This window comes from Leclercia sp. LSNIH1 (assembly GCF_002902985.1).
Lineage (GTDB): Bacteria > Pseudomonadota > Gammaproteobacteria > Enterobacterales > Enterobacteriaceae > Enterobacter.
Map to the genome: position 1 here is coordinate 4,612,533 of NZ_CP026167.1, position 15,483 is coordinate 4,628,015.

The window sequence follows — 15,483 nt, forward strand, 5'->3', positions numbered from 1 at the left end:
GCGGCGATGGATGACCTGGATAACGCCCTCGGCTCCGAGAGCGGCTATACCGGGGCGAGAAGCATTGTGTTATTCAGCCTGCTGCTGTTTGTCGCTGCCGGGGTGTGGGCGTGGTTCAGCATTCTCGATGAGGTTTCCACCGGCACCGGGAAGGTGATCCCCAGCTCCCGGGAGCAGGTGTTGCAGTCTCTCGACGGCGGGATCCTCGCCGAACTAAAGGTTCACGAAGGGGATCAGGTGCAGGCCGGCCAGGTGCTGGCGCGTCTCGACCCGACCCGCTCTGAATCCAACGTCGGCGAAAGCGCCGCCCGCTACCGCGCGTCGCTGGCCTCCAGCGCCCGTCTGCGTGCGGAGGTGAACGATCTGCCCCTCATCTTTCCGCCGGAGCTGGCGAAATGGACCGACCTGATCGCCGCCGAAACCCGGCTCTACAACTCCCGCCGCGAGCAGCTGGAAGACTCCCGGCGCGAGCTGCGCCAGGCGTTGGATCTGGTGAATAAAGAGCTTGCGATCACCCAGCGGCTGGTAAAAACCGGCGCCGCCAGCCACGTCGAGGCGCTGCGCCTGCAACGCCAGAAGAGCGATCTTGAGCTGAAGCTCACCGACCTGCGCTCGCAGTACTATGTTCAGGCCCGGGAGGCGCTCTCTAAATCGAACGCCGAAGTGGATATGCTCTCGGCGGTGCTGAAAGGACGTGAAGACTCGGTGACCCGCCTGACGATGACCTCGCCGGTGCGCGGCATTGTGAAGAACATCAAGGTGACCACCATCGGCGGCGTTATTCCCCCGAACGGCGAGGTGATGGAGATTGTGCCGGTGGACGATCACCTGCTGATTGAAACCCGCCTGTCGCCGCGGGATATCGCCTTTATCCACCCCGGCCAGAAGGCGCTGGTGAAGATCACCGCCTACGATTACGCCATCTACGGCGGGCTGGATGGCGTGGTGGAGACCATCTCCCCGGACACCATTCAGGATGAAGCCAAACCGGAAGTGTTTTACTACCGGGTGTTTATCCGCACCAGCCAGGATTACCTGGTGAACAAAGCGGGCAGGCACTTCTCGATTGTGCCGGGGATGATTGCCACGGTGGATATCAAAACCGGCGAGAAATCGGTGATGGATTATATGATCAAGCCGTTTAACCGGGCGAAAGAGGCACTAAGGGAGCGGTAGCAAGAGCGCCGGGTGGCGGCGGCGCCTTACCCGGCCTACCAAACCGGCACGCCCTTGTAGGCCGGGCAAGCGAAGCGCCGCCCGGCAAACAGGTCGCACCGGTGCAAACCCACCAGGCCATACTCTCAACGAAACATTAACGGCAAGGTTTCGCCAGGCTGCTGCGGTCGGGTTGCGCCTGATGCTGAAGGGTGTTCGATAAAATCAGGGTGATGAATAACATTGTTTGTCGCCAGATTAAGGGCGCAGTGCATCTCATACAGCAGCCTTTCCTGTTCAGGCCCGCTGCTGCCGGACAACTGCTGCGTGTAGCCTTTCACCTGAAGCAAATTTTCCGTCATGCGCAGATTCGTCAGCTTGCACGCCTCAGCGTGCTGACTGGCAGACTTCAGCTGCCCCCGGCTCTCCTCCAGCGCCGTTTCAAGTTTATCAACCTCATTGGTCAGCCGGGAAACCATCATAAAGAGGATGGCGACCCCGGCGATGACAGGAACAATTAACCACCATGACACAAACATGTGAGTCACCCTGCAAGATAAGTAGCGTAGTTACATTCTTATTAGCAGGCTGACTTAGAGCAATAATAGGAAATCATTAGAAACGCCCGCGCCTCTTTACTCCTTCATTGCGGATTGCCAGTAAAGGGGCGTGCCGAAAAACGCCACGTAGTAGTCAATCACCGCCCTGACGTTCAGCGGTGGATGACGCGCATTGGGGTAGATCGCCGAAATGTTCTGCGGTTCCGTGTTGATAGCGGCCTCATGGTCCGGCAGCAGTTTTACCAGCTCCCCGCTGCGCAACCGGTCGCCGATAAGCCAGTCCGGGAAGAGCACCATCCCCATCCCGCCCAGCGCCGAGGTCAGCAGGGTTTCCGCGTTATTGGACGATAACAGCGGCGACACGGGATAGTGGACCCACGCCCCGCCAGGCGCACGCAGCAGCCAGCGGTTGGGGCCGGACGAACCGCGGTAGACAAGGCATTTATGTCGGGTTATGTCGTCGGGCGCCTCGGGCGCGCCGTATTTGCGCAGATAGGCCGGAGAAGCGGCGAGGTGATAAAACTGCGGCCCGAAAACCCGGGCGTGAAAAGAGGAGTCGGTCAGCATACCGATGCGAAAGATCAGGTCGGCAGCATCCCGGTGGGGATCGATATAGTCGTCCGTCAGCGTCAGCTCGATGCTGAGCCGGGGATAGCGTTCCGTCAGGCCGGGAAGCCCCGGCGCGATATGCCGCTGACCGAAAAAGACCGGGGCGTTGATGCGCAGCAGACCGGAGGGCTCCTGCTTGCGCGCGTCCAGCTCCCGGCGCGCCTCCTCAAGGTTGCCGAGCATCAGGCGGGCATAGCGGATAAAAAGGTGACCACTTTCCGTGGGAATAATTGCCCGCGTGTTGCGGTAAAAAAGCTGCTGGCCGAGCGCATCCTCAAGCTGATGGATGACCCGCGAAACCTGCGAAGCGGAGATCCCCTCCCGGCGTGCCACCACCGAAAAATTCTGGGATTCATAGACCTCTTTAAAGGTTTGCAGCCAGCGGAGGCTGATCGTGGCGGGGTCGCGCATTAATGCATTTCCTGCACAGGTGTTTCTTTCATTATGGCATTTTTCTCACGGATGTTCAGGGGTACGCTTCCCCGCCTTGAAAACGGAGAAGAGTAACTATGCAGCTGATATTGATTTTACTGGTTATTGCCGGGGGGATGGGACTGTCCGTCGAGGCAGGGCTACTGGGGCCGCTCGGCGGTGAGGTAGGTGATTTATGGGCCACGTTCAGCGTGTTCGGCGTCGGTGCCGCCCTGACCTTTTTGCTGATGCTCTTTTTCAGCCCACGCAACAGCCCGTCGTTTTTTTCACAGCCTTCATGGCAGCTGCTGGGCGGCGTTCTCGGCCCGGTCTACGTCATTATTCTCACCGTGGTAACGCCCGCCATCGGTATCGCCATGACGATGATTGGCATCCTTGCCGGCCAGGTCTTTAAAAGCCTGATCATCGATCACTACGGCCTGCTGGGCACGCCGCACCGCAAAATTGACACTAAACGCATCATCGCGCTGATTTTTATCATTGCCGCGCTGGTTCTGGTTGCACAGGGGTAAGACGATGACATTAATTATGATTATTCTGGCGGTGATTGGCGGTGCGACGCTGAGCATTCAGGCCGCCATCAACGGCCAGCTGGGCAGCAAGGTGGGCGTATTCAAAAGCGCGTTCCTGACCTTTTCCGTCGGGGCGCTGATCACCGCCCTGCTGATCTTCTTCTTTGAACCGCGCCATGCCGTCAGCCTGCTGGATGTGCCCAAATGGCAGCTGCTGGGGGCGATGTTTGGCGTGCCGTACATCGTCATCATGGTGCTGGCCGTGCAGCGTATCGGTACGGCGGTGGCCACGGTGGCGGTGATTTTCGGCCAGCTGACCATGAGCATGCTGATCGACAATTTTGGCTGGCTGGGGAACGACGCCATTCCCTTCTCGATGACGCGCCTGGGTGCGGTTCTGTGCCTCGGGATCGCGCTGTGGTTTATCTACTCCAGCAGCACGCAGAAGTCAGAGGAGAAGGCGCCTGCAGAAACGCGAAGTTAAGCCAGCTTCGGTGAGGGGAGGCGCAGGCAGGTGTTTTTGCTTTTCAGGTCATTTATAGTACTTCCCCTCATCCCGTAGCCATTAACACCATGAAAACCGATAATAAACGCGTTCGTGCTTATCATTTTTCCCCCTTTCGCCATCTTTTTGCCGCACGTTTTCTCACCGTTCTGGGCAACGGTATCGCCCCCATTGCGCTGGCATTTGCGGTGCTGGATATTGGCGGCTCGGCCTCTGATTTAGGTATCGTCGTGGCCTCCCGCTCGATTTTTAACGTGCTGTTTCTGCTGCTGGGCGGAGTATTAGCGGACCGCTACTCCCGCAGCCGGGTGCTCGTCTCCTCGTCGGTGGTGGCCGCCATCTCACAGGCTGTCGTGGCGTGGTCGGTGCTGGACGGGTCCGCCACGGTGCTCAGCCTGACCCTGCTTGGCGCGGTAAACGGTGCCGCCGCGGGCATCACCCTTCCCGCCTCTTCTGCCCTCGTTCCCCAGACGGTCCCCGGTAAAAGCCTACGCGAAGCCAACGCCTTCATTCAGCTCGGGGTGTATAGCGGGACGGTTATCGGCGCGTCGCTGGGCGGCGTTCTGACAGGCGCCGTCGGACCGGGCTGGGGGCTTGCCATTGATGCTCTGGGGTTCGCCGCCGCCGCCCCCCTCTACCTGATGATTCGCGTGACCGCCCTTGAAGCCGGGCCTTCTCAAAGCAACATGCTGCAGGATTTAAAAGCGGGGTGGCAGGAGTTCGCCAGCCGGGCCTGGGTGTGGTCGATCGTCGTGCAGTTCACCATTATTAACGCCGCTTTTAGCGGGGTAATGATGGTGCTCGGGCCGGTGATTGCAGATACCTCTTTTGGCCGGGCGCAGTGGGGGATTATTTTGGCATGCCAGAGTATTGGCCTCATTGTGGGCTCCTCCCTTGCCCTGCGCTGGCGACCGCGCCGGGATCTCTTTATCGGCGTGATGCTGGTGTCATGCTGCGCCCTGCCCATCTTTATGCTGAGCCTGCTCCCCTCCACGCCCTGGCTGATTGCCGCGTTCTTTATTGCCGGGGTGACCTTTGGCCTCTTTGGGGTGGCCTGGGCCCAGTCCCTGCAAACGCATATTCCGCAGGATAAGCTGGCGCGCGTCTATGCCTACGATGCGGTGGGATCGTTTGTGGCGATCCCCTGCGGCGAGCTTATCGCGGGCCGCTGGCCAACCAGTACGGCACCAGCAACGTGCTGCTGGTGGCGGCCTGTGCCGTGGTTCTTGCCACGGTAGCCGCCAGCCTGGTGCCGGCGATAAGACGACTCGATAACACGTCACAGCTTAAATCGCATACATAATGGGTTATCATCCGTCTCCCCCCTCTTTCTGCGGCCAGACTGATGTCAGTAATTATCGATAATTTTATTGCCCCGCCCTGCCATGCGGCGATAGAGACGCTCTGGCAGGACGATCATCTGGTGCTGATCAATAAACCCAGCGGGCTGCTCAGCCTGTCGGGGAAAAATCCGCAAAACCTTGATTCGGTGCATTACCGGCTGGTGCAGATCTTTCCCGGCTGCACGCTGGTGCATCGCCTCGATTTTGGCACCTCCGGGCTGATGGTGATTGCCCGCAACAAGGCGATCAATGCCGCTCTCTGCCAGCAGTTCAGCCAGCGCAGCGTAACCAAGACTTACACCGCCCTGCTCTGCGGGCATCTGGCCGATGATGAAGGGGTGATAGACGCCCCCATAGCCAAAGATCCGGCGCTGTTCCCGCGGATGTCGATTTGCGCTATCAACGGCAAGCCCGCCCGTTCCCGCTATCGGGTGGTGGAGCGCGGGCATTATCAGGGTGATGTGCCGGTCACGCGGGTGGAACTGACGCCGGAGACGGGGCGCACCCACCAGTTGCGCATTCACTGCCAGCAGCTGGGCCACCCGATTTTAGGCTGCGACCTGTATGGCGGAGTGCAGATACCCGGCACCGAACGCACGCCGCGCCTGATGCTGCACGCCAGCGAGCTGCGGTTCGTGCATCCGGTCAACGGGGAGCCTGTCCATATCCGCCATGCCAGCCCGTTTTGATAGTGCCATTTTGCCACGCGGCTCTCTGTCAGTTCAGCCCCACGCCTGGTTCTGAATCACCACCCGGTACCCGTTGTCATCCACGAATGTGTGCCCATTGACCTCCCAGTAGGGGTTAAACGCATTTACCTGCGTAAAGCCCGCGCTGCGCATTCGCCCGCAGGTCGCTTCCCATTCGGCTTTATCGGGATAATAGAGAACGATCAGATCCTCGTTCGTTTGCAGAGGCTGAACGGGATGGTGGTGGCACACGGTAAATTCGATATGCCAGGGTAAATCTTCCCGCCCTAACATGATCCCGCTGAAGCCCTGATGATCGCTAAAGTCCGCAATCTTTTTCAGTCCTAATCCCTGGCTGTACATCAGGAAAGCGTTGTCGAGGTTTATAACAGGTCTGGCAATACGCATATGGGTGAACATCCGGGCTCCTGTGGGCTGCTGGTTTATCATGCCGTCTCAGTCTACCTGCCGTTGCGTTTGCCATTTTCCTCTCAGTGCGTTCCGACATAACGGCGGCACGCCTGATGTTGCATCGCGCCGCCGGGCGGTCCGGGTGAGTTTGCAGCGGAATGTGGCTATCCGGTTAATCCAGAACGACGAGCCCTCTCACCCCGCCTGCTGCACCTGTGCCGACAAATAGACCCGCACGTAGCGTACAAATTTGCCGACAAAGACCCCGGCGAACAGCCCGCCGGTAATGATGGCGAAGGCGCTTGCGCCGGGGCGCTGCAGCGTCTCGGGCGCAATGGCGCTGATCGCTCCCAGCACATATTTCACCGCGAAGGCCAGCATCATAATGGGCAGTGCCGAGTAGTCCGCCGAACGGTAAATGCTGCGCGGGGCGGCAGCCCGGCTCACCGTCACCCCTTTGCTCAGGATATAGCCCATCGCCGCGCCGCTGAGTAGACCTGCCAGCCACAGGGAGCCGGTGCCGAAGGTGAGTGTGCGAAAGACCAGCAGGTCGTAGATATCCCAGATCAGAAACAGGGCCGGAACGATGGCGAGCTTTTCCAGCGCAACGGTGGCGGGCTTACGCGCCCGGATGCCTCTGCTTATCAGGAACAGCAGAACCAGATAGACCCAGACGGGGGTATGAATCAGGACACCAGAGATGAAATCAAGCATAGGGTTCACCTTCGCCTCCGGGGTGACACCGCGTCACCGCTCCGGTTGAGTATTGCCTGGGGTACCCGCTCTACCATCATACTTTATCAGGTTCTTTTATTTGCCCTTCGCTTACCCTTTTTGAAGTAGTAATTTCCGTGAGTAACTGTAATCCATACATAATATACGCAAACAATTTGTTATATTATTTAACAGCCGAAAACAACGTCCATAAATAATATAAAAACCAATTAAGATTAATCCCACGTACAATATTTTTATATGGGCTATAAGCGGGCCACCCTGAACGTAAACTTACGTAAAGAGCCCCGCCACGCCTGGACTCGACCGTTTCAGCGAAACACAAAACAAGCGATAAAGCAGAACAACCGGAAGGTCGTTTGTTTACATTACCTTGGCGAAACTTATTTGCGAAACAAGCGGAGCGATATATTCAGTTAAATCTTAAAACATAAGATAATTTATTTTCAAAACCGCATTTGACTCTTCTGAAATAGGGGCTAAATTTAATCCTGAACGACAACGGATACGAATAAAAACGTATCTTACTGACATAAACGATGTAAATGAGGAAACATAATATGGCAGAGCAACGTGGTGGTTCAGGTAATTTCGCACAGGATCGTGAAAAGGCCTCTGAAGCAGGGAAAAAAGGCGGTCAGCAGAGCGGTGGTAATTTCAAAAACGATCCGCAGCGCGCTTCCGAAGCAGGTAAAAAGGGCGGTCAGCATAGCCATGGTGGCGGACGTAAGTCTGACAACTCTTAATTCATCTCATTATTAAAGCCTGTTCTTCACTTTAATGGGTAACCTCTGCGGGTCCGCGGGCTCGCAGATTTTTATAGCACTGGAGAAAAAGTATGAATATGAAAAGTATAGAGGATGTATTTATTCATTTGTTATCCGATACCTATAGTGCAGAAAAACAGCTTACTCGTGCGCTGGCTAAATTATCCCGCGAAGCCGCCAGCCCCGATCTGAGCGCTGCGTTTAAAGCGCACCTGGAAGAAACCCATGGTCAGATTGAGCGTATCGATCAGCTCATCGAGAAAACGCCAAATATTAAATTGAAAAGAATGAAATGCGTGGCGATGGAAGGGTTAATTGAAGAAGCCAATGAAGTCCTTGAAAGCACAGAAAAAAATGAAGTGCGTGATGCAGCATTAATCGCTGCGGCGCAAAAAGTCGAACACTATGAAATTGCCAGCTACGGCACACTCGCTACCCTGGCGGAGCAATTAGGATACACCCAGGCGGTCAAATTATTAGCCGAGACGCTGGAAGAAGAGAAATCCACCGATCTTAAACTGACCGATTTGGCAGTCGGTAATATTAATCAGAAAGCAGAAAAGTAAGCCTGAATTAACCGAACCCGAGGACGAAAATATGAATCACGTAGAACACTACCATGACTGGCTACGCGATGCTCACGCCATGGAAAAGCAAGCGGAATCTATGCTCGAATCAATGGCGAGCCGTATCGATAATTATCCTGATGTCCGCGCCTGTATTGAGCAACATCTTACTGAAACCAAACAGCAAATAAATGTACTGGAAGAGATCCTCGACCGTAACGATATTTCCCGCTCAATGTTGAAAGACTCCATGAGCAAAATGATGGCGTTCGGCCAGTCTGTCGGCGGCATTATGACTTCGGATGAAATCGTAAAAGGCTCTATTAGCGGCTACGTTTTCGAGCAGTTCGAAATTGCCTGCTATACCTCCCTGCTGGCCGCGGCGCGAAAAGCCGGAGACGTGGCATCGATTCCAGCGATCGAATCGATCCTCGCCGAAGAGCAGCGCATGGCCGACTGGCTGATCCAGCATATTCCTGACACGACTGAGCAGTTCCTGCTGCGCTCAGATGCTGACGGTGTCGAAGCGAAAAAATAACCAGGGAGTGAGCGTATGTTTCGACACGTAAAACAATTGCAGTATACCGTCCGCGTTGCCGAGCCGAACCCCGGCCTGGCAAACCTGCTGCTTGAACAGTTTGGCGGCCCACAGGGCGAGCTGGCGGCCGCCTGCCGTTACTTCACCCAGGGGCTGGGCGATGACGATCCAGGCCGCAGAGAGATGCTGATGGATATCGCGACCGAAGAGCTCAGCCACCTTGAGATCATCGGTACGCTGGTCGGCATGCTGAACAAAGGCGCCAAAGGCGAACTGGCGGAAGGTACCGAAAGTGAAGCGGAACTCTACCGCTCACTGACGCAAAACGGTAACGACAGCCATATCACCTCCCTGCTGTATGGCGGTGGGCCACCGCTGACCAACTCCGCAGGCGTGCCATGGACTGCGGCGTATATCGATACTATCGGGGAAGCCACCGCCGATTTGCGCTCCAACATCGCGGCGGAAGCACGCGCCAAAATCATCTATGAACGCCTGATCAACGTCACTGACGATGTCGGGGTAAAAGATGCCCTTGCGTTCCTGATGACCCGTGAAGCCGCACACCAGCTCTCGTTTGAGAAGGCGTTGCAGTCGATTCGCAATAATTTCCCACCAGGGAAACTACCGCCAATCGAACAATACGCAACCACCTACTACAATATGTCTGCAGGTGATGATCTTCGCGGCAGCTGGAACAGCGATGAAAACTTTGAGTACGTTGCCGATCCGCAACCCGCCGTTGATGGCGGCGATGGCAGCGCTGAGGTTACGCTCACGAAAGAGCAGGCCGCACTACTCAAAGCGATGGCGAGCCGCACCGAGTCGGATCCAACAGCCGATCCGCTCACTGGCGCTGAGCTGGGTGCCGGTAAAAATAAACCGTAACCCCGCCCGCAACAACAGCCGTACCACGATGCCCCGTTTTATACGGGGCTTTTCGCTGACAGGGGAAGAGTACGATGTTCGAACTCGATGCGTTTTATCTCGCCAGGCTTCAGTTTGCCTTCACTGTCTCATTTCATATTATCTTCCCGGCGTTAACCATCGGCCTTGCCAGCTATCTGGTGGTACTGGAGGGGATGTGGCTGAGAACGAAAAATGATGTCTGGCGCTCGCTCTATCATTTCTGGTTAAAAATCTTCGCCGTTAACTTCGGCATGGGCGTGGTCTCCGGGCTGGTGATGGCTTACCAGTTTGGCACCAACTGGAGTGGCTTTTCGCAGTTTGCCGGCAGCATCACCGGCCCGCTGCTCACCTATGAAGTGCTCACCGCCTTCTTCCTCGAAGCGGGTTTCCTTGGGGTCATGCTGTTTGGCTGGAACAAGGTTGGGCCTGGCCTGCACTTCTTTGCCACCTGTATGGTGGCGCTGGGCACTCTGATGTCCACCTTCTGGATCCTCGCCTCCAACAGCTGGATGCACACGCCGCAGGGCTTTAGCATCGAGAACGGTCAGGTCATCCCCGAGGACTGGTTCGCCATCATCTTTAACCCCTCTTTCCCGTATCGTCTGATCCACATGTCCATCGCCGCCTTCCTGAGCAGCGCCCTGTTTGTGGGCGCCTCCGGGGCATGGCATCTGCTGCGCGGTAACGACAGCCCGGCGGTGCGCAAAATGTTCTCAATGGCGCTATGGATGGCGCTGCTGGTGGCGCCGATACAGGCCTTTGTCGGGGATATGCACGGCCTGAACACCCTCGAACACCAGCCGGCAAAAATCGCCGCCATCGAAGGGCACTGGGAAAATCCCCCTGGCGAAGCGACGCCCCTGCTGCTGTTTGGTGTGCCCGATATGGAAGAGGAGCGCACCAAGTATGGGCTGGAGATCCCGGCGCTTGGCAGCCTGATCCTCACCCACAGCCTGGATAAGCAGGTCCCGGCGCTGAAAGATTTCCCGAAAGATGAGCGCCCTAACTCGCTCATCGTCTTCTGGTCGTTCCGCGTGATGGTGGGCCTGGGGCTGCTGATGATCCTGATGGGGGTTATCAGCCTTTGGTTGCGCCATCGCCGTCGGCTCTATCACTCCCGCCCGTTCCACCGCTTTGCCCTGAGTATGGGGCCAGCGGGTGTAGTCGCGATCCTCGCCGGCTGGGTCACGACCGAGGTGGGCCGCCAGCCGTGGGTCGTATATGGCTATCTGCGCACCATTGATGCGGTGTCGCTGCACAGCACCCTGCAAATGAGCATCAGCCTGCTGGCGTTTATCGTTGTTTACTGCTCGGTATTTGGCGTGGGGTTAGTCTATCTGGTGCGGTTGATTAAGAAAGGACCGCAGCCTACCGATAATCTCTCGATGAAGACCGACGGCAGACCCGCACGCCCGCTCTCGGCGGCAGAACCGGTTCTGGAAGAGGAGAAACTGTAATGGGCGTCGATATCTCAGTTATCTGGTTTGCCATCATCGTTTTCGCCACCCTGATGTACATCATCATGGATGGCTTCGATTTAGGTATCGGCATGCTCTTCTACTTTGAGCGCGACCCGCAGGCGCGCGACGTGATGGTAAACAGCGTCGCCCCGGTATGGGACGGAAACGAAACCTGGCTGGTGCTGGGGGGAGCCGGGCTGTTTGGCGCCTTCCCGCTGGCCTATGCGGTGGTTATCGACGCCCTTACCATCCCGTTGACCGCGATGCTGATCGGGCTCATCTTCCGCGGGGTGGCGTTCGAGTTTCGTTTTAAAGCCACACCGTCGCACCGCGCCTTCTGGGACTACTCCTTCGCCGGGGGCTCGCTGCTGGCGACCTTCAGCCAGGGGATTGTCGTCGGGGCGATGATTAACGGCTTTGACGTTGAAGGCCGCCGCTTCGCGGGTTCGTCGCTGGACTGGCTGACCCCCTTTAACCTCTTCTGCGGGCTGGGGCTGATGGTGGCCTATACCCTGCTGGGCACCACCTGGCTGATTATGAAAAGCGAAGGGGCATTACAACGCCATATGCGGGATTTGACCCGCAAGGTGCTGCTGGCGCTGCTGGCGGTCGTGGCGGTGGTAAGCGTCTGGACCCCGCTCGGCTGGCAATATGTGGCCGACCGCTGGTTCACATTGCCGAACTTCTTCTACTTCCTGCCGGTGCCGCTGCTGGTGGGGATCTTCGGTCTGTGGATCTGGCGACTCACCCGCGATCCGCACAGCCATACCCGGCCCTTCCTGCTGACCCTCGGGCTGATCTTCCTTGGCTTTAGCGGGCTCGGCATCAGCCTGTGGCCCAACATTATCCCGCCACGCATCACCATCTGGGACGCCGCCGCGCCGCCGTCCAGCCAGCTCTTTATGCTGGTGGGCACGCTGCTGATCATCCCGTTGATTCTGGTCTATACCGCCTGGAGCTACTACGTGTTTCGCGGCAAGGTGACCGACACCGAGGGCTACCATTAAGCGCGGCAGCATTGCCGGGTGGCGCTGACGCTTACCCGGCCTACCACAGCCCCCGTAGGCCCGGCAAGCATCGCGCCAACGGGCGTTGCGCAATAAAAAGCCGGGTGACGGCTTTGCCTTACCCGGCCTACAAAACGATACTGCTTACCCTATTTCCGCCGGGTGATCAGTTTCCCCACCAGCAGCAGCCCCGCCAGCGCAGCGCTACCCAGCAGTACTTTCCCCGGCACGCCGGAGGTGATGGCCGTCGCCCGGGTTCTCGACTCGTCGGAAAAGCGCCCGTGGACCTGGTGCATCCCCCTGACCGGCCCGGAAAGATAATCCTGCCGCTCGGGGACGTTGAGTTCGTTGGTCATCTGCCCTTCCCACGCCTTTTTCACCATCATGCGATCCAGCAGGCCGGGGAAGAGAAACTGGCCGATAATCGCCTGCATGGTGCTGCGCCCGACCCACAGCTCCCGCACCGGGCGGCGGGTCACGTTGAAAATTGCCTCGGCGGCCACCTCCGGCTCGTAGACCGGTCCGATTGGGCGCATGGCGAAGGCAAACTTATTGCGCGCCCAGCTAAACTGCGGCGTGTTAAGGCCCGGCATCTGCACCATCGTCAGCTGGATATTGATACGCTCGTGGATAAGCTCGGTGCGTACCGCGTCGGTAAAGCCGCGGATCGCCGCTTTCGCGCCGCAGTAGGCGGACTGGAGCGGGATGGAGCGGTAAGCCAGCGCAGAGCCCACCTGGATAATCTGTCCCGCATCGCGCGGGGTCATCACGGACAATGCCGCCCGGGTGCCGTTAACGTAGCCCAGGTAGGTTACGTCCGTGACCCGGCGAAACTCCTCATCGCTCATGGCGCGAAACGGCGCCAGTACCCCGCACATGGCGTTGTTGATCCATACATCAATTGCGCCGAGCTGCGTCTCGAACGCGTTGGCCGCCGCCATGATGGCCGACGCGTCCGTCACATCGGCATTCACCGTGTGACACTTCACGCCGAAGCGTTCAATTTCGGCCCGCGCCGCCTCAAGGCTGGGGTCATCCCGGGCGATAATCCCCACGTGATAGCCCGCCTCTGCAAAACGCAGCGCCGTGGCTTTGCCCACGCCAGCCGTCGCTCCGGTGATCACCACAACGCTCATCATGCTCTCCTTAATGCAGTTGCTTTTTCCAGTGCGGGATCTGCCGCAACAGTTCAGAAAGCGCGTAACGAACCGCTTTCTCAATCACATCTTCACACTCGCCGGTGAAGTGCTGCACGGCGGTAGTGACCTCACAGCGAAAAGACCAACCAAACCAGACGGTGCCTGCCGGAGTGCCATCCTCACCGCCGTCCGGCCCGGCATAACCGCTGATGGCGATGCTGATATCCGCGTCGGCAAGCTCCAGTGCGCCCTGAGCCATCTCGCCCACCGTCTGGCTACTGACGGCGGTATATTTTTCCAGGGTAGCATTGTTGACACCCAGTACCTTGTGTTTAGCTTCGTTGTTAAAGGTGACCACGCCGGTACCAAAGAACGAGGCGGTATCTTTCTCGGCGCAGAGCGCAGAGGCCAGGTTGCCGCCGGTGCAGGATTCTGCGGTAGTAAGCAGCCAGCCCAGATCGATCAGGACAGTTGATACCTGGCTGGTGAGTTCTTTGGTGGTTTTGGCCTGGTTCCAGACATTTTCATTTTCTTTCATGATGCACTCTCTTCAGGAATAATCGAAATATGACCATTACGTTCAAGTATGGCGTATTTAATTTCTTCCAGAGTGGTTATGCCGTGATTTTGCCGGGCAGAGACCAGAATGTCGTCGCAGGAGACATCGACTTTCTTTAATTTTTCGTTTTGCAGTTCACCGTGCACCACCAGAATAACCGGGGAGCCGTCGATGGCCGATTCCGCACCGGATATATATTTTTTTACCATGCCAAACAGCATATCCACCACCACCAGCGTAATAATGGTGAGCATGGCGCCGGTGACGGAAAAATCATCCCCCAGCAGCGCCTGTTGCGTAGCTTCACTAATAATTAATAACAGGATCAGATCGAAGCTGGTCATTTGCAGCAGCGCCCGCCTGCCAGCGATTTTAAATACCACCAGCAAAATCAGATAAATCGCCACCGCCCTGAGTATCATTTCCATATTGGTGCCTTAGGGATAGATAAATTGCCAGAAAGAGAGGCCCGGTTGATTATTTACCGTGACAGAGAGGTCGGTTTTGCCGGGGCGTTGTGGGGTGGTATAGAGCCAGACGGTTAAACCCTTGCGCGGTTCCTGATAAACCAACACGATCTCCCCGCCCTCGCTGTACATTTCATCGGGCTGCGGCCAGATATTATCGGTTTGCATCCGTTCCATATATTCGCCGCCGATGCGCAACGTCAGCGGCGTAGTACTCTGTTCTGGCACGCTAATTTTCAACTCAATGGGCGTTTGCAAGCGTCCAAAACGTTCATACTCCACCTGCAAATTACCCGGAGCGTTACTCTTTGTCGCTTCGCTAAAATAGCCACCAGAAAAAAGCCCTGACAGCGCAGCGGTGATAATGAGTATTAACAGAACAAAACCGAAGCGGTGCGCATCGTATTCAAACTGCAGGGAAGCATGACTCTGTTTGACGCCGGGCAATTCAGGGGGATTTTCTTTGGCTTTTGCCATTTATCACCTCACCGTCTCGTTAATTAATATTATGCAGCCAGATGATTTTTATCGATAAATTTGATTAAGACTGTTCCTGTTTGCAAAATAAAAAATAGCAACCAGGCTTAATCTGTCAAGCAGGCTAAACCAAGGAGGCTGTATGAAATTATCCGTCGCACCCTTATTGTGTTGTCTTATAATTCCGGCTGTATATGCCGATGATAATGGTGGACTGAAGAAAGATACTGCCCCTCCTCCACCGCACGCGCTGGATGATGGTTATCGTGGCGCGGAAGATGCCCGCATCATGACCGTGGAGCAGGCCAAAGAGATGCACGACGGGGCTACGATCTCCCTGCGCGGTAATCTCATAGAAGGTTCCGGCGGCGATAAATTTAAATTCCGCGATAAAACCGGCACTATTGATACAGTGATCCCCCAAGCGGTATTTGATGGCCGTACCGTCCAGCCCGATAATATGATCAGCATTAACGGCAGTCTGGATAAAAAATCAAATCCACCGGTGGTCCGTGTCGACCGTATTCAGAAATAGTGTAAATTTCACTTAAGTTTCTCGTGGATATTCCCAGATATCCACGAGAACCCTGCGGAATATATTCTCTAAGCCTTAACCTACCAGATTTAAGGAGCCAAAAACTCG

Annotated in this window: 19 protein-coding genes and 1 pseudogene; 12 read left to right on the top strand and 8 right to left on the bottom strand. The window is 56.6% G+C overall.

Going from position 1 to position 15,483, the window contains the following annotated elements; genetic code table 11:
* The first annotated feature begins 6 nt into the window (after window positions 1-6).
* Complete coding sequence (locus C2U54_RS22680; protein ID WP_103181127.1) at window positions 7-1,176, top strand: HlyD family efflux transporter periplasmic adaptor subunit; 1,170 nt, start codon at window positions 7-9, stop codon at window positions 1,174-1,176.
* A 125-nt stretch (window positions 1,177-1,301) separates the two neighbouring features.
* Here C2U54_RS22680 and C2U54_RS22685 read toward each other — a convergent pair whose 3' ends face one another.
* The gene (locus tag C2U54_RS22685) at window positions 1,302-1,694 is read right to left on the bottom strand and encodes a hypothetical protein (RefSeq protein ID WP_103180808.1); all 393 of its coding nucleotides are present in this window, start codon (window positions 1,692-1,694) and stop codon (window positions 1,302-1,304) included.
* Window positions 1,695-1,790: 96 nt separating this feature from the next.
* Window positions 1,791-2,735, bottom strand: coding sequence for a LysR family transcriptional regulator (locus C2U54_RS22690; protein WP_103180809.1), 945 nt, complete (start codon window positions 2,733-2,735; stop codon window positions 1,791-1,793).
* Window positions 2,736-2,833: 98 nt separating this feature from the next.
* On the opposite strand from C2U54_RS22690, the gene C2U54_RS22695 reads away from it, so the two are divergent.
* From C2U54_RS22695 to C2U54_RS22710, 4 genes and pseudogenes are all read left to right on the top strand, one after another.
* A complete protein-coding gene (locus C2U54_RS22695; protein WP_103180810.1) occupies window positions 2,834-3,268 on the top strand; it encodes a DMT family transporter in 435 nt (144 codons plus the stop codon).
* A gap of 4 nt (window positions 3,269-3,272) precedes the next feature.
* Window positions 3,273-3,752: a DMT family transporter gene (locus tag C2U54_RS22700; protein ID WP_103180811.1), complete on the top strand. Its 480-nt coding sequence runs from the start codon at window positions 3,273-3,275 to the stop codon at window positions 3,750-3,752.
* Between the two features lie 89 nt (window positions 3,753-3,841).
* Window positions 3,842-5,076: pseudogene (locus C2U54_RS22705) on the top strand (MFS transporter).
* 42 nt (window positions 5,077-5,118) lie between these two features.
* On the top strand, window positions 5,119-5,805 hold the full coding sequence (locus tag C2U54_RS22710) for an RluA family pseudouridine synthase (RefSeq protein WP_103180812.1): 687 nt from the start codon (window positions 5,119-5,121) through the stop codon (window positions 5,803-5,805).
* 33 nt (window positions 5,806-5,838) lie between these two features.
* Here C2U54_RS22710 and C2U54_RS22715 read toward each other — a convergent pair whose 3' ends face one another.
* Window positions 5,839-6,225 (bottom strand): hypothetical protein, encoded by a 387-nt coding sequence (locus tag C2U54_RS22715; protein ID WP_103180813.1) that lies wholly within the window; start codon window positions 6,223-6,225, stop codon window positions 5,839-5,841.
* A 186-nt stretch (window positions 6,226-6,411) separates the two neighbouring features.
* Window positions 6,412-6,930, bottom strand: coding sequence for a hypothetical protein (locus tag C2U54_RS22720; protein WP_103180814.1), 519 nt, complete (start codon window positions 6,928-6,930; stop codon window positions 6,412-6,414).
* A 581-nt stretch (window positions 6,931-7,511) separates the two neighbouring features.
* Between C2U54_RS22720 and C2U54_RS22725 the strand changes: the two genes are divergently transcribed.
* From C2U54_RS22725 to cydB, 6 genes are all read left to right on the top strand, one after another.
* The gene (locus tag C2U54_RS22725) at window positions 7,512-7,697 is read left to right on the top strand and encodes a general stress protein (protein ID WP_103180815.1); all 186 of its coding nucleotides are present in this window, start codon (window positions 7,512-7,514) and stop codon (window positions 7,695-7,697) included.
* A 92-nt stretch (window positions 7,698-7,789) separates the two neighbouring features.
* Entirely contained in the window at window positions 7,790-8,284 is a 495-nt protein-coding gene (locus tag C2U54_RS22730) for a YciE/YciF ferroxidase family protein (protein ID WP_103180816.1), read from the top strand.
* A 31-nt stretch (window positions 8,285-8,315) separates the two neighbouring features.
* Window positions 8,316-8,822, top strand: coding sequence for a ferritin-like domain-containing protein (locus C2U54_RS22735; RefSeq protein ID WP_103180817.1), 507 nt, complete (start codon window positions 8,316-8,318; stop codon window positions 8,820-8,822).
* Window positions 8,823-8,837: 15 nt separating this feature from the next.
* Entirely contained in the window at window positions 8,838-9,710 is an 873-nt protein-coding gene (locus C2U54_RS22740; protein WP_103180818.1) for a manganese catalase family protein, read from the top strand.
* 74 nt (window positions 9,711-9,784) lie between these two features.
* Window positions 9,785-11,188 carry a cytochrome ubiquinol oxidase subunit I gene (locus tag C2U54_RS22745; RefSeq protein WP_103180819.1) on the top strand — a complete coding sequence of 468 codons (1,404 nt, stop codon included), beginning with the start codon at window positions 9,785-9,787 and terminating at the stop codon, window positions 11,186-11,188.
* Complete coding sequence (cydB, locus tag C2U54_RS22750) at window positions 11,188-12,198, top strand: cytochrome d ubiquinol oxidase subunit II (protein ID WP_103180820.1); 1,011 nt, start codon at window positions 11,188-11,190, stop codon at window positions 12,196-12,198. Before C2U54_RS22745 ends, cydB begins: the two co-directional genes overlap by 1 nt.
* Before the next feature lie 149 nt (window positions 12,199-12,347).
* Here cydB and C2U54_RS22755 read toward each other — a convergent pair whose 3' ends face one another.
* Genes C2U54_RS22755 through C2U54_RS22770 form a run of 4 tightly spaced genes read right to left on the bottom strand, consistent with a single transcriptional unit; the run spans window position 12,348 to window position 14,840 of the window.
* Complete coding sequence (locus C2U54_RS22755; protein ID WP_103180821.1) at window positions 12,348-13,334, bottom strand: SDR family oxidoreductase; 987 nt, start codon at window positions 13,332-13,334, stop codon at window positions 12,348-12,350.
* A 10-nt stretch (window positions 13,335-13,344) separates the two neighbouring features.
* Complete coding sequence (locus C2U54_RS22760) at window positions 13,345-13,875, bottom strand: 2-oxo-tetronate isomerase (protein ID WP_103180822.1); 531 nt, start codon at window positions 13,873-13,875, stop codon at window positions 13,345-13,347.
* Window positions 13,872-14,324 carry a DUF421 domain-containing protein gene (locus tag C2U54_RS22765; protein WP_103180823.1) on the bottom strand — a complete coding sequence of 151 codons (453 nt, stop codon included), beginning with the start codon at window positions 14,322-14,324 and terminating at the stop codon, window positions 13,872-13,874. The genes C2U54_RS22760 and C2U54_RS22765 overlap by 4 nt, the downstream gene beginning before the upstream one ends.
* Before the next feature lie 9 nt (window positions 14,325-14,333).
* Entirely contained in the window at window positions 14,334-14,840 is a 507-nt protein-coding gene (locus tag C2U54_RS22770; protein WP_103180824.1) for a hypothetical protein, read from the bottom strand.
* A gap of 142 nt (window positions 14,841-14,982) precedes the next feature.
* Between C2U54_RS22770 and C2U54_RS22775 the strand changes: the two genes are divergently transcribed.
* Window positions 14,983-15,375 (top strand): YdeI family stress tolerance OB fold protein, encoded by a 393-nt coding sequence (locus C2U54_RS22775; protein ID WP_103180825.1) that lies wholly within the window; start codon window positions 14,983-14,985, stop codon window positions 15,373-15,375.
* Window positions 15,376-15,483: the final 108 nt, after the last annotated feature.

Bases quoted from the DNA above. Each gene is read 5' to 3' on its own strand.
- C2U54_RS22680 (WP_103181127.1), top strand. From the start codon at position 7: ATGGATGACCTGGATAACGCCCTCGGCTCCGAGAGCGGCTATACCGGG.
- C2U54_RS22685 (WP_103180808.1), bottom strand. From the start codon at position 1,694: ATGTTTGTGTCATGGTGGTTAATTGTTCCTGTCATCGCCGGGGTCGCC.
- C2U54_RS22690 (WP_103180809.1), bottom strand. From the start codon at position 2,735: ATGCGCGACCCCGCCACGATCAGCCTCCGCTGGCTGCAAACCTTTAAA.
- C2U54_RS22695 (WP_103180810.1), top strand. From the start codon at position 2,834: ATGCAGCTGATATTGATTTTACTGGTTATTGCCGGGGGGATGGGACTG.
- C2U54_RS22700 (WP_103180811.1), top strand. From the start codon at position 3,273: ATGACATTAATTATGATTATTCTGGCGGTGATTGGCGGTGCGACGCTG.
- C2U54_RS22710 (WP_103180812.1), top strand. From the start codon at position 5,119: ATGTCAGTAATTATCGATAATTTTATTGCCCCGCCCTGCCATGCGGCG.
- C2U54_RS22715 (WP_103180813.1), bottom strand. From the start codon at position 6,225: ATGTTCACCCATATGCGTATTGCCAGACCTGTTATAAACCTCGACAAC.
- C2U54_RS22720 (WP_103180814.1), bottom strand. From the start codon at position 6,930: ATGCTTGATTTCATCTCTGGTGTCCTGATTCATACCCCCGTCTGGGTC.
- C2U54_RS22725 (WP_103180815.1), top strand. From the start codon at position 7,512: ATGGCAGAGCAACGTGGTGGTTCAGGTAATTTCGCACAGGATCGTGAA.
- C2U54_RS22730 (WP_103180816.1), top strand. From the start codon at position 7,790: ATGAATATGAAAAGTATAGAGGATGTATTTATTCATTTGTTATCCGAT.
- C2U54_RS22735 (WP_103180817.1), top strand. From the start codon at position 8,316: ATGAATCACGTAGAACACTACCATGACTGGCTACGCGATGCTCACGCC.
- C2U54_RS22740 (WP_103180818.1), top strand. From the start codon at position 8,838: ATGTTTCGACACGTAAAACAATTGCAGTATACCGTCCGCGTTGCCGAG.
- C2U54_RS22745 (WP_103180819.1), top strand. From the start codon at position 9,785: ATGTTCGAACTCGATGCGTTTTATCTCGCCAGGCTTCAGTTTGCCTTC.
- cydB (WP_103180820.1), top strand. From the start codon at position 11,188: ATGGGCGTCGATATCTCAGTTATCTGGTTTGCCATCATCGTTTTCGCC.
- C2U54_RS22755 (WP_103180821.1), bottom strand. From the start codon at position 13,334: ATGAGCGTTGTGGTGATCACCGGAGCGACGGCTGGCGTGGGCAAAGCC.
- C2U54_RS22760 (WP_103180822.1), bottom strand. From the start codon at position 13,875: ATGAAAGAAAATGAAAATGTCTGGAACCAGGCCAAAACCACCAAAGAA.
- C2U54_RS22765 (WP_103180823.1), bottom strand. From the start codon at position 14,324: ATGGAAATGATACTCAGGGCGGTGGCGATTTATCTGATTTTGCTGGTG.
- C2U54_RS22770 (WP_103180824.1), bottom strand. From the start codon at position 14,840: ATGGCAAAAGCCAAAGAAAATCCCCCTGAATTGCCCGGCGTCAAACAG.
- C2U54_RS22775 (WP_103180825.1), top strand. From the start codon at position 14,983: ATGAAATTATCCGTCGCACCCTTATTGTGTTGTCTTATAATTCCGGCT.